This window comes from Mycobacterium tuberculosis complex sp. N0072 (genome assembly GCF_030323725.1).
Taxonomy (GTDB): domain Bacteria; phylum Actinomycetota; class Actinomycetes; order Mycobacteriales; family Mycobacteriaceae; genus Mycobacterium; species Mycobacterium tuberculosis.
On record NZ_CP040689.1, the window covers coordinates 1,645,577 to 1,657,494 of the forward strand.

Sequence of the window (11,918 nt, forward strand, 5' to 3'; positions counted from 1 at the left end):
CAGCGCAGCACAGACCGCTACGCTACGGCAGCAGCACGACCGAGCCGACCGTCTTGCGAGCCTCCAGGTCCTGATGGGCGCGCAAGGCGTCGGCCAGCGGGTAACGTCCGCCGACCGCCACGGTGATCGCTTCGCTGCCGATCGCGTCGAACAGCTCAGCGGCCCGCCAGCTGAACTCCTCGCCGGTGCGGGTGAAGTGGAACAGCGAGGGACGGGTGAGGTACACCGATCCGGCGGCATTGAGGCGCTGCGGATCGACCGGTGGAACCGGACCGCTGGCGGCGCCGAACAGTGCTAATGTCCCGCGGACAGCCAGGCTGGCTAGGCTGGCGTCGAAGGTGGTGGCGCCGACACCGTCGTAAACGGCTTGCACACCGGTGCCGCCGGTCAGTTCGCGAACCCGCCCGGCGAACTGCCAGGCATCCTCCGGGTAGTCGAGAACCACGTCCGCGCCGGCATCCTTGGACAGCTTGGCCTTCTCCGCCGTCGAAACGGTGGTGATCACCCGCACCCCCAGGTGAGTGGCCCATTGTGTCAGGATCAAGCCGACGCCGCCGGCGCCAGCATGCACCAAGACGGTGTCACCACGCTTCACCGGGTACACCGACTTCAGTAGGTAATGCGCCGTCAGGCCCTTCAGCAGCGCCGAAGCCGCTACCTCAGACGTGACGTCGTCGGGGACCTTGGCGGTCAGAGATGCTGGCGCTGTGCAGAATTCGGCGTAGGCGCCGTTGGCTGAGGCGCTGACCACGCGGTCGCCGACGCTGATGGCGGTGTCGGCTGCGGTAACTCCTGGGCCGACGGCCTCCACCGTGCCGCATACCTCGGAGCCGATGACGAACGGGAGTTCGCGCGGATATTGCCCGGAGCGGAAGTAGGTGTCGATGAAGTTGACACCGATGGCCTCGGCCTTGATCAGGAGCTCGCCGTGGCCGGGTTGAGGTTGCGGCTGGTCGACGTGGCGTAAGACGCCTGGCCCGCCGGTTTCGGTGACTTCGATTGCGTGCATGTGGCTATCATGCCCGGGCATGAAGCTTGCCCGGCCGGACGTCTTCCATCCGCGCGTCGTTTTGGCGGGTTGGCCACAGCAGCCCGCCGGTGACGGCGACGATGCTGGGCTGGTTGCGGCCCTGCGCCACCGCGGCTTGCATGCTGGTTGGCTGTCTTGGGACGATCCCGAAATAGTCCACGCGGATCTGGTGATTTTGCGGGCTACCCGCGATTACCCCGCGCGGCTCGACGAGTTTTTGGCCTGGACTACCCGCGTGGCCAATCTGCTGAACTCGCGGCCGGTGGTGGCCTGGAATGTCGAGCGCCGTTACCTACGTGACCTGATGGATCGGGGGGTGCCGACCGTGCCCGGCGAGGTGTATGTGCCGGGAGAGCCGGTCCGGTTGCCACGCAAAGGCCAGGTCTTCGTCGGTCCGACCATCGGTACCGGGACACGGCGCTGTAGTGCCCGGTTCGCTGCCGAGTTCGTCGCGCAACTGCACGCGGCCGGCCAGGCGGTGCTCGTTCAGCCCGGAGGTTCCGGTGACGAGACCGTGTTGGTCTTCCTTGGCGGTGAGCCGTCGCATGCGTTTACCAAGCAGGCCGACACTTGGCGCCAGACCGAGCCCGACTTCGAAATCTGGGACGTGGGTGCGGCCGCCGTGGCCGGCGCGGCCGCGCAGGTGGGTGTTGACCCAGGTGAGCTGCTCTACGCGCGGGCCCACATCACAGGTGGAAGCCGAGATCCCCGGTTGCTGGAATTGCAATTGGTGGACCCGTCGCTGGGCTGGCAGTGGCTGGACCCAGACATCCGCAATCTTGCCCAGCGTGACTTCGCGCTATGCGTCCAGTCAGCGTTGGAGCGGCTGGGGCTGGGCCCGTTCTCCCATCGACGCCCATAGCGCGGCGGTGGCCGCCGTAACCGCCGCGGCACCGGCCACGTGAATGGCGACCAGGGCGGCGGGTACCCCGGTGAAGTATTGCGTGGTACCGACGGCGGCTTGCGTGGCAACCAGGGCGAGCAGCACGGCGAGTCGCACCAGAATCGCCCGGGTGGCACCCACGGCCAGCAGCCCGAAACCCAACCCGATCAGCAGCGCAAGGTAGGCAACCAACAGCGACGAATGCATATGCACCAAGGTGGTGATTTCGACTTTCAGCCGCGGCACGGTCCGGCTGGGGCTGCGATCTCCCGCGTGCGGGCCTGCCGCCGTGACTAGCGTGCCCGTCACCAGCACCGCGGCCAGGTTCAGCGCGCTGAGCGCCGTGAGCGCACGCAACGGGCTGACCACCAGTTCGTGGACGACTCCGTCATCGGGCTGGCCGATCTTGACGTAGAGCAGCACCGCCAGCCACACCATCGTCATCGACGCCAGCAGGTGGATGGCCACCGTCCACCACAGCAGCCCGGTGCGTACGGTGATGCCACCGATCATCGCCTGCACCACCGTCGACACCGGCATCAGCCACGCGTAGGCCAGGACTTCCGTGCGCCGGCGCGCCCGGGTGACGACCAGCACGGCCAGTGCCGCGGCTATCACCACCGCAAACGTGACCATCCGGTTGCCGAACTCGACCGCCTGATGGACCCGCGGCACCTCGGCGACCACCACCGGGGTGAAGCTACCCGGAAAACACTGCGGCCAGGTCGGACACCCCAGGCCTGAGGCGGTAACCCGGACGATTGCCCCGGTGACGGCGATGCCGCCCTGGGTGAGGATGACGATTGCGGCGATGACCCGCTGGACACGCAGGCTGGGAGACACCGCCCGATCGTAAGGCACCAAAAACTACACGCTGTAGTACGGGCGGACCGGTGTCGAAACTGCAACCACGCACCGATGCGTCGGCGTGTCTTGTGCGTGGTTGCAGTGTCGCGAAGCCGGGCGGCCGGTTCAGGTGAACCGGAACCAGCGCAGTGCGGCCAGTGCGGCCAGCGCGCCCCACACCGCTAGGACGACGATCCCGAACCAGTCCACCGACACGGTCATGGCCTGCGACAGCGCCTCGGTGAGCGCGCCCGACGGGGTAACCCGAGCCACCCATTTGAACGCCGTCGGGATCACGTTCGACTCCAAGGTCAGCGCACCGAAACCGGCGAATACGAACCACATCAGGTTGGCGACGGCGAGAACGATCTCGGCTCGCAAGGTGCCGCCGAGTAGCAGGCCGAGCGCCGCAAAGCCCGCGGTACCCAGCGCGATGATCCCGGCGCCCAATGTCAGGGCCGTCAGCGCCGGCCGCCAGCCGAGCGCAAAGCCGATGGCGCCCAAGATGATGGCCTGCAAGAACACCACGGCAACCACTGCCAGCGACTTGCCGGCGATGATCCCCCAAACCGGCAGCGGGGTAGCACCGAGTCGTTTGAGGGCGCCGTAGCGGCGATCGAACGCGACCGCGATGGCTTGCCCGGTGAATGCGGTGGAGATCACCGCAAGCGCCATGATGACCGGAACAAAGGTGGCGGCGCGGTTGTGGCCGAACGAGCCCATCGGCAGCAAAGTCAGCCCGACCAGCAGGGTGATCGGGATGAACATGGTCAACAGCAGTTGCTCGCCGTTGCGTAACAGCAGCTTCAATTCCAGGCTGAACTGTGCGGCAAGCATCAGGGGGACGGCGTTGGGGCGGGGGTCCGGGCTGAAGGTGCCCGCGGGAAAAGCGGGGCGATTGGTTTGGGTCACTGCCGCAACTTCCTGCCGGTGAGATCCAGGAACACGTCTTCGAGGCTGCGTTGCTCGACCCGCATGTCGGTGGCTAGCACGTCGATTTGTGCGCACCACGCGGTGACCGTCGCCAGCACCTGCGGGTCAACCGGACCTTCGACCAGGTACTCGCCCGGGGTCAGCTCGGTGGCCTGGTAGCCCTCGGGCAGTGCCGAGGCCAGCAGCGACAGGTCGAGCCGCGGCGGCGCGGTGAACCGCAACTGGTCTTTGGCGCCGCTGCGCATCAGTTCTGCCGGTGTGCCTGCGGCCACCGTCACCCCGTGGTCGATGATCACCAACCGATCGGCGAGTTCCTCGGCCTCCTTGAGATGATGCGTGGTCAGCACCACGGTCACGCCATCGCGGCGCAGCGCGTCGATCAACTCCCACACCAGTACCCGGGCATGGGCATCCATGCCCGCGGTGGGCTCGTCGAGGAACACCAGTTGGGGACGCCCGACCAGCGCGCAGGCCAGCGCGAGTCGTTGCTGCTGCCCGCCGGAGAGCCGTCGATAGGTGGTGCGGGCGGCCTCGGTGAGACCCAAGGTGTCCAGTAGCCAGTGCGGGTCCAGCGGGTTGGCGGCGTAGGACGCGACCAGATCCAGCATTTCGCCGGCGCGTGCCGCCGGGTAGCCGCCGCCACCCTGCAACATCACGCCGATGCGTGCGCGCAGGCGTGCGTTGTCGGTGATCGGGTCCAGTCCAAGTACCTCAATGCTGCCGGCGTCCGGGCGGACGAAGCCCTCGCACATCTCGACGGTCGTGGTCTTGCCCGCGCCGTTGGGGCCCAGCAGCGCCATCACTTCGGCGTCATGCACGTCGAGATCGAGGTTGGAAACGGCGGTTATTGACCCGTATCGCTTACATACCCCGCGAAGCCGCAGTACCACCTCGGGGGTGTCTGGGCCGCGGTTCACGAGCGCCGCTCCTCCTCATCGCTTCGCTCTGCATCGTCGTCGGCGCGGTTCACGAGCGCCGCTCCTCCTCATCGCTTCGCTCTGCATCGTCGTCGGCGCGGTTCACGAGCGCCGCTCCTCCTCATCGCTTCGCTCTGCATCGTCGTCGGCGCGGCTCACGTGGAATCAGCGTAGGCGTCGGGCGCTGCCGTCGGCCGGCGGGTCGCAGGGGTCTTGCTGGCCGACTCCGCGGCGGTGACCACTTGCTCGGCTGCAAGTGGCCGCCATGGTAACCGGGTGTAGGTCAGGGCAATCAGGAGGATCACGATGATGGCGCTGGCCGCGGTCGCATCCACGATCTGAAACAGCGCGAAGCGGTCACCATTGGCGGTCGGACCGAAAATTCCGACGATGAGGGTGGCCAGGATTGCCGCTACCCGAAATCCTGGGCGGGTTGCCCAGGCGGCCAGCGGAATTATCGCCCACAGCAGGTACCAGGGCTGCACGACGGGAAACAGCAGCACGGTGACAGCTAGCGCAACGCCCAGGCCGCCGATCGGGTGCAGCCGGCCGCGGAGCACGGCCAATAACAGCCAGCACACCATCACCGTGATGATCAGCACGCCGATGGCGCGGGTGAGTGACAACACGGCGGTGGTGTGATCACCCAGGCCCAGCAGGATGCCGACGTGCCCGGTGCCCAGGGCCAGCAGTGTCGGCGGCGACATCCAGCTGCGCACCACATTGGCGGTGCCCAGCGTGTTGATCCAGCCGAATCCGAGACCGCTGGCCCAACCCAGGATGGCCATTATCGCCAGCGTTAGACTCGCCATCACAGCGGCGGCGAGCAGCAGTGCTCGCAAGTTGCCACCCCAGCGGTATGCCAGCACTGTCGTGACGAAGCCCATCGCCAGCAGCGAGGGTAGCTTCACTTGCGACGACAGCGTGATCAGGATGGAACCCGCCAGCAGCATGGCCAGGGGCCCCCATTCCGGACGGGGTTTGACTGCCCGGCTCGCGCCCGCACGCGGGGATGCCCCCAGCTCGGGCCGCCGGCTGGCCCGTATTGTGGCGGGGCCCAACCGCCAGGTTTCGGGCGACGGGCGTGGGGTATTCGCCATATCAAGGCCGCGCAGCGCGAATTCGACGCCGGTCAGCATCAGCCCGAGCATCAGCGCTTCGTTGTGGATGCCGGCGACCAAATGCATGATCAGCAGCGGATTGGCCGCGCCTAGCCACAGCGCGCTGACCTCGGCGACGCCACAGCGCTGAGCTAGCCGAGGGGTCGCCCACACGATCAGGGTCACACCGATCAACACCACAAGCCGGTGGCAGAGCACGGCAGCGACGATGTTTTCCCCAGTCAGCGACGAGATTCCGCGGCCGATCCACAAGAACAGCGGACCATATGGCGCCGGTGTCTCCCGCCACAGGCTGGGCACCGACAGGGTGAACACGTGGCCGAGGCCCAAGCCGGACGCCGGACCCACCCGGTAAGGGTCGAGTCCGTCCCTGCCGATCTCACTTTGGGCTAGATATGAGTAGACATCCTTGCTGTACATCGGTGGTGCGATCAATAGCGGCAGCATCCAGAGCAGCAGGGTGCGGTCCAGTTCGCCGCGCGACATCCGCCGCCTGCCCAGCGTGAACCGGCCGAGCATCAGCCAGGCCAGCGCCATCATGACCGCCCCGGTCGTGGTCATGGTCAACGACACCGTTTGGATTCGTGACGGCAGATTGAGCAGCCGGACCCCGAAGGTGGGGTCCTGGACGACGGGTCGGGCCCCGGCGCCCAGGGCGCCGATGGCCATCAGGACGGTGCCGGTGGCCCCAAACAGGCGGGTGCGCGCCAGCGCGGTGAGCTCGGTAGTGGTCAGCGGTGCACCCACCGCCTGCTCGTCGCCATGCAGGCTGGCGATCGACCAGCTCAGCGTATGGTGGCGGGCTGCCATTGGTGCAGCCTAACGGCATGCCCGGGAATTGCTTAGGCGATCTCAATGTGACCAGCACAACCCTGCCGCATAGGGCATCCCTGGTAGACCGATCAACGGAATTTTGTCACACTGATGTTGTGAAAATCCCGGCGGTCTCTACCACTGTCCCCGCGGCAGTCTCGGACGGTCACACTCGTCGGGCCATTGTGCGCTTGCTGCTGGAATCCGGATCGATCACCGCCGGCGAGATCGGTGACCGGCTGGGCCTGTCGGCCGCCGGTGTGCGGCGTCATCTGGACGCGCTGATCGAGGCGGGTGACGCGGAAGCGTCGGCGGCCGCGCCGTGGCAGCAGGTGGGACGCGGGCGGCCCGCCAAGCGCTACCGGCTGACCGCGGCCGGCCGGGCCAAGCTCGACCACTCCTATGACGACCTGGCGTCGGCGGCCATGCGGCAGCTGCGGGAGATCGGCGGCGAGGAGGCGGTGCGGACGTTTGCCCGGCGCCGTATCGACGCCATCCTGGCCGACGTCGCGCCGGCCGACGGTCCCGACGACGCCGCGCTCGAGGCGGCCGCCGAGCGGATCGCAACGGCGCTCAGCAAAGCCGGCTACGTCGCCACCACCACGCGGGTGGGCGGGCCGATTCACGGTGTGCAAATCTGCCAGCACCATTGCCCGGTATCCCATGTCGCCGAGGAATTCCCCGAATTGTGCGAAACCGAGCAGCAGGCCATGGCCGAGGTGCTCGGCACCCACGTCCAGCGGTTGGCGACCATCGTCAACGGAGACTGCGCCTGCACCACCCACGTACCCCTGTCGCCGGCGCCCAGCCCGCGCCCACCCGCCACCAGCACCGAAGGAGCGTCCCGATGACACTCACCCCAGAGGCCAGCAAGAGCGTTGCCCAGCCCCCGACCCAGGCTCCCCTGACCCAGGAAGAGGCGATCGCGTCGCTGGGCCGGTACGGCTACGGCTGGGCGGACTCCGACGTCGCGGGTGCCAACGCGCAGCGCGGGCTTTCCGAGGCGGTGGTCCGCGACATCTCCGCGAAGAAGAACGAGCCCGATTGGATGCTGCAGTCGCGGCTGAAGGCGCTGCGCATTTTCGACCGCAAGCCCATTCCGAAGTGGGGCTCCAACCTCGATGGCATCGATTTCGACAACATCAAGTACTTCGTGCGCTCCACCGAGAAGCAGGCCGCGAGCTGGGATGATTTGCCAGAGGACATCCGCAACACCTACGACCGGTTGGGAATCCCGGAGGCCGAGAAGCAGAGATTAGTAGCTGGAGTAGCCGCACAATACGAAAGTGAAGTTGTATATCACCAGATCAGAGAGGATCTGGAGGCTCAAGGAGTCATATTTTTAGACACTGATACTGGTTTGCGAGAACACCCGGATATTTTCAAGGAATATTTCGGTACAGTAATCCCTGCCGGCGATAATAAGTTTTCTGCATTGAATACTGCAGTTTGGAGTGGTGGGTCCTTTATTTACGTCCCGCCCGGTGTTCACGTCGACATTCCGCTGCAGGCCTACTTCCGAATCAACACCGAGAACATGGGCCAGTTCGAGCGGACGCTGATCATCGCCGATGAGGGCTCTTACGTGCACTACGTAGAGGGCTGCCTGCCCGCCGGCGAGCTCATCACGACCGCCGACGGCGATTTGCGGCCCATCGAGTCGATTCGCGTCGGTGACTTCGTCACCGACCACGACGGGCGGCCACACCGCGTCACCGCTGTACAGGTGCGTGACCTCGATGGCGAGCTGTTCACCTTCACACCGATGTCGCCTGCCAACGCATTCTCTGTCACCGCCGAGCACCCCCTTCTCGCTATTCCCCGCGACGAGGTGCGTGTTATGCGGAAGGAACGCAATGGGTGGAAGGCTGAAGTCAACAGCACCAAGCTGCGTAGCGCCGAGCCGCGATGGATCGCGGCGAAGGATGTGGCCGAGGGTGACTTCCTGATCTACCCCAAGCCGAAGCCGATCCCCCACAGGACGGTTTTGCCGCTCGAGTTTGCGCGCCTGGCGGGCTACTACCTGGCGGAGGGTCACGCGTGTCTCACCAATGGCTGTGAGTCGCTGATCTTCTCGTTCCACAGCGATGAGTTCGAGTACGTCGAGGATGTGCGCCAAGCGTGCAAGTCGCTGTACGAGAAGTCGGGATCGGTATTGATCGAGGAGCACAAGCATTCGGCGCGCGTCACCGTGTACACGAAGGCGGGCTATGCGGCGATGCGCGACAACGTCGGCATTGGATCGTCGAATAAGAAGCTGTCGGATCTGTTGATGCGTCAAGACGAGACGTTCTTGCGTGAGCTGGTCGACGCCTATGTGAATGGAGACGGCAACGTCACGCGCCGTAACGGGGCGGTGTGGAAGCGGGTACATACGACATCGCGCCTCTGGGCGTTCCAGTTGCAGTCCATCCTGGCGCGTCTGGGTCACTACGCCACTGTTGAACTGCGCCGACCGGGCGGCCCTGGTGTGATCATGGGCCGCAACGTCGTTCGCAAGGACATCTACCAGGTGCAGTGGACCGAGGGCGGCCGCGGACCGAAGCAGGCCCGCGACTGCGGCGACTACTTTGCGGTGCCAATCAAGAAGCGAGCGGTCCGCGAAGCACATGAGCCCGTCTACAACCTCGATGTCGAGAATCCGGACAGCTACCTCGCCTACGGGTTCGCCGTGCACAACTGCACCGCACCGATCTACAAATCGGATTCATTGCACTCAGCGGTGGTCGAGATCATCGTGAAACCCCATGCGCGCGTGCGTTACACCACCATCCAGAACTGGTCGAACAACGTCTACAACCTGGTCACCAAGCGGGCCCGCGCCGAAGCCGGGGCCACCATGGAGTGGATCGACGGCAACATCGGGTCCAAGGTGACCATGAAGTACCCGGCGGTCTGGATGACCGGCGAGCACGCCAAGGGCGAAGTGCTCTCGGTGGCGTTCGCCGGCGAAGACCAGCACCAGGACACCGGCGCCAAGATGCTGCACCTGGCGCCGAACACGTCGAGCAACATCGTGTCCAAGTCGGTGGCCCGCGGCGGCGGCCGCACCTCCTACCGTGGCCTGGTGCAGGTCAACAAGGGGGCGCATGGGTCGCGGTCCAGCGTGAAATGCGATGCGCTGCTGGTGGATACGGTCAGCCGCAGCGACACCTACCCCTACGTCGACATCCGCGAGGACGACGTCACCATGGGCCACGAGGCCACCGTGTCCAAGGTCAGCGAGAACCAGCTGTTCTACCTGATGAGCCGCGGGCTGACCGAGGACGAGGCGATGGCGATGGTGGTGCGCGGCTTCGTCGAGCCGATCGCCAAGGAGCTGCCGATGGAGTACGCGCTGGAGCTCAACCGGCTGATCGAGCTGCAGATGGAGGGCGCGGTCGGATGACGGCTCCGGGACTGACAGCAGCCGTCGAGGGGATCGCACACAACAAGGGCGAGCTGTTCGCCTCCTTTGACGTGGACGCGTTCGAGGTTCCGCACGGCCGCGACGAGATCTGGCGGTTCACCCCGTTGCGGCGGCTGCGTGGCCTGCACGACGGCTCCGCGCGGGCCACCGGTAGCGCCACGATCACGGTCAGCGAGCGGCCGGGCGTATACACCCAGACCGTGCGCCGCGGCGATCCACGACTGGGCGAGGGCGGCGTACCCACCGACCGCGTTGCCGCCCAAGCGTTTTCGTCGTTCAACTCCGCGACTCTGGTCACCGTCGAGCGCGACACCCAGGTCGTCGAGCCGGTAGGCATCACCGTGACCGGGCCGGGGGAGGGCGCGGTGGCCTATGGGCACCTGCAGGTGCGTATCGAGGAGCTTGGCGAGGCGGTCGTGGTCATCGACCACCGGGGCGGCGGAACCTACGCCGACAACGTCGAGTTCGTTGTCGACGACGCCGCTCGGCTGACCGCCGTGTGGATCGCCGACTGGGCCGACGACACCGTTCACCTCAGCGCGCACCATGCTCGGATCGGCAAGGACGCGGTGCTGCGCCACGTCACCGTCATGTTGGGCGGCGACGTGGTGCGAATGTCGGCGGGCGTGCGGTTCTGCGGTGCGGGTGGGGACGCGGAACTGCTGGGGCTGTATTTCGCCGACGACGGCCAGCACCTGGAGTCGCGGCTGCTGGTGGACCACGCCCACCCCGACTGCAAGTCGAACGTGCTGTATAAGGGTGCACTGCAAGGTGATCCGGCGTCGTCGTTGCCCGACGCACACACGGTCTGGGTGGGTGACGTGCTGATCCGTGCGCAGGCCACCGGCACCGACACCTTCGAGGTGAACCGGAACCTGGTGCTCACCGACGGCGCGCGTGCCGACTCGGTGCCCAACCTGGAGATCGAGACCGGCGAGATCGTCGGCGCCGGACACGCCAGCGCCACCGGTCGCTTCGACGATGAGCAATTGTTCTACCTGCGTTCGCGCGGTATTCCCGAAGCACAGGCCCGCCGGCTGGTGGTCCGCGGCTTCTTCGGTGAGATCATCGCCAAGATCGCGGTGCCCGAGGTACGCGAGCGCCTGACCGCAGCCATCGAACACGAGCTGGAAATCACGGAATCAACGGAAAAGACAACAGTCTCATGACCATTTTGGAAATTAAGGACCTGCACGTCAGCGTGGAGAACCCCGCGGAGGCGGACCACGAGATCCCGATCCTGCGCGGCGTCGACCTCACCGTGAAATCCGGTGAGACACATGCCTTGATGGGACCCAACGGCTCGGGCAAGTCGACGCTGTCCTACGCCATCGCGGGCCATCCCAAATACCACGTGACGTCGGGCACCATTACCCTCGACGGCGCGGACGTGCTGGCGATGAGCATCGACGAACGTGCGCGGGCCGGCCTGTTTCTGGCCATGCAATATCCCGTCGAGGTGCCCGGTGTCTCGATGTCGAACTTCCTGCGCTCGGCGGCAACCGCCATTCGCGGCGAGCCGCCGAAACTGCGGCACTGGGTCAAAGAGGTCAAGGCCGCGATGGCCGCGCTCGACATCGACCCGGCCTTCGCCGAGCGCAGCGTCAACGAGGGTTTCTCCGGTGGCGAGAAGAAGCGCCACGAGATCCTGCAGCTAGAACTGCTCAAGCCCAAGATCGCCATCCTGGACGAGACCGACTCCGGCCTGGACGTCGACGCGCTGCGCGTGGTCAGCGAGGGGGTGAACCGCTACGCCGAATCCCAGCACGGCGGCATCCTGCTGATCACGCACTACACCCGCATCCTGCGCTACATCCACCCGGAATACGTGCACGTGTTCGTCGGCGGCCGCATCGTCGAGTCCGGTGGTTCGGAGCTCGCCGACGAACTCGACCAGAACGGCTACGTGCGTTTCTCCCCCGCAAGCGGGCGGTACCCCCACCAACCCGCGCCAACCGGAGCCTGA

General features: G+C 66.1%; 10 protein-coding genes. 5 read left to right on the plus strand and 5 right to left on the minus strand.

Annotation, left to right across the window (positions count from 1 at the left end):
* Window positions 1–22 precede the first annotated feature (22 nt).
* Window positions 23–1,009, minus strand: coding sequence for a quinone oxidoreductase family protein (locus tag FF952_RS07730; protein WP_003407462.1), 987 nt, complete (start codon window positions 1,007–1,009; stop codon window positions 23–25).
* 19 nt (window positions 1,010–1,028) lie between these two features.
* Between FF952_RS07730 and FF952_RS07735 the strand changes: the two genes are divergently transcribed.
* The gene (locus FF952_RS07735; protein ID WP_003900341.1) at window positions 1,029–1,892 is read left to right on the plus strand and encodes a DcsG N-terminal domain-containing protein; all 864 of its coding nucleotides are present in this window, start codon (window positions 1,029–1,031) and stop codon (window positions 1,890–1,892) included.
* On the opposite strand, the gene FF952_RS07740 is transcribed toward FF952_RS07735, so the two are convergent.
* From FF952_RS07740 to mptB, 4 genes are all read right to left on the minus strand, one after another.
* Window positions 1,842–2,774 (minus strand): COX15/CtaA family protein, encoded by a 933-nt coding sequence (locus FF952_RS07740; protein ID WP_003407466.1) that lies wholly within the window; start codon window positions 2,772–2,774, stop codon window positions 1,842–1,844. The genes FF952_RS07735 and FF952_RS07740 overlap by 51 nt on opposite strands.
* 111 nt (window positions 2,775–2,885) lie before the next feature.
* Window positions 2,886–3,671, minus strand: a complete 786-nt coding sequence (locus tag FF952_RS07745) for an ABC transporter permease (RefSeq protein ID WP_003407475.1) — start codon at window positions 3,669–3,671, stop codon at window positions 2,886–2,888.
* Window positions 3,668–4,609 carry an ABC transporter ATP-binding protein gene (locus FF952_RS07750; protein ID WP_003903464.1) on the minus strand — a complete coding sequence of 314 codons (942 nt, stop codon included), beginning with the start codon at window positions 4,607–4,609 and terminating at the stop codon, window positions 3,668–3,670. Before FF952_RS07750 ends, FF952_RS07745 begins: the two co-directional genes overlap by 4 nt.
* Window positions 4,610–4,764: 155 nt before the next feature.
* Window positions 4,765–6,540, minus strand: a complete 1,776-nt coding sequence (mptB, locus tag FF952_RS07755; RefSeq protein WP_003407479.1) for a polyprenol phosphomannose-dependent alpha 1,6 mannosyltransferase MptB — start codon at window positions 6,538–6,540, stop codon at window positions 4,765–4,767.
* A gap of 47 nt (window positions 6,541–6,587) precedes the next feature.
* On the opposite strand from mptB, the gene sufR reads away from it, so the two are divergent.
* From sufR to sufC, 4 genes are read left to right on the plus strand one after another with little or no spacing between them, the layout of a single operon-like run.
* Entirely contained in the window at window positions 6,588–7,394 is an 807-nt protein-coding gene (gene sufR / locus FF952_RS07760; protein ID WP_003902080.1) for a suf operon transcriptional regulator SufR, read from the plus strand.
* Window positions 7,391–9,931 (plus strand): intein-containing Fe-S cluster assembly protein SufB, encoded by a 2,541-nt coding sequence (gene sufB / locus FF952_RS07765; RefSeq protein ID WP_003903466.1) that lies wholly within the window; start codon window positions 7,391–7,393, stop codon window positions 9,929–9,931. Before sufR ends, sufB begins: the two co-directional genes overlap by 4 nt.
* On the plus strand, window positions 9,928–11,121 hold the full coding sequence (sufD, locus tag FF952_RS07770; protein WP_003407487.1) for a Fe-S cluster assembly protein SufD: 1,194 nt from the start codon (window positions 9,928–9,930) through the stop codon (window positions 11,119–11,121). The genes sufB and sufD overlap by 4 nt, the downstream gene beginning before the upstream one ends.
* The gene (gene sufC / locus FF952_RS07775; protein WP_003407489.1) at window positions 11,118–11,918 is read left to right on the plus strand and encodes a Fe-S cluster assembly ATPase SufC; all 801 of its coding nucleotides are present in this window, start codon (window positions 11,118–11,120) and stop codon (window positions 11,916–11,918) included. Before sufD ends, sufC begins: the two co-directional genes overlap by 4 nt.

Excerpts from the sequence above, each read along its gene's own strand:
- FF952_RS07730 (WP_003407462.1), bottom strand. The coding sequence starts at position 1,009 with ATGCACGCAATCGAAGTCACCGAAACCGGCGGGCCAGGCGTCTTACGC.
- sufC (WP_003407489.1), top strand. The coding sequence starts at position 11,118 with ATGACCATTTTGGAAATTAAGGACCTGCACGTCAGCGTGGAGAACCCC.
- sufD (WP_003407487.1), top strand. The coding sequence starts at position 9,928 with ATGACGGCTCCGGGACTGACAGCAGCCGTCGAGGGGATCGCACACAAC.
- sufB (WP_003903466.1), top strand. The coding sequence starts at position 7,391 with ATGACACTCACCCCAGAGGCCAGCAAGAGCGTTGCCCAGCCCCCGACC.
- FF952_RS07735 (WP_003900341.1), top strand. The coding sequence starts at position 1,029 with ATGAAGCTTGCCCGGCCGGACGTCTTCCATCCGCGCGTCGTTTTGGCG.
- mptB (WP_003407479.1), bottom strand. The coding sequence starts at position 6,540 with ATGGCAGCCCGCCACCATACGCTGAGCTGGTCGATCGCCAGCCTGCAT.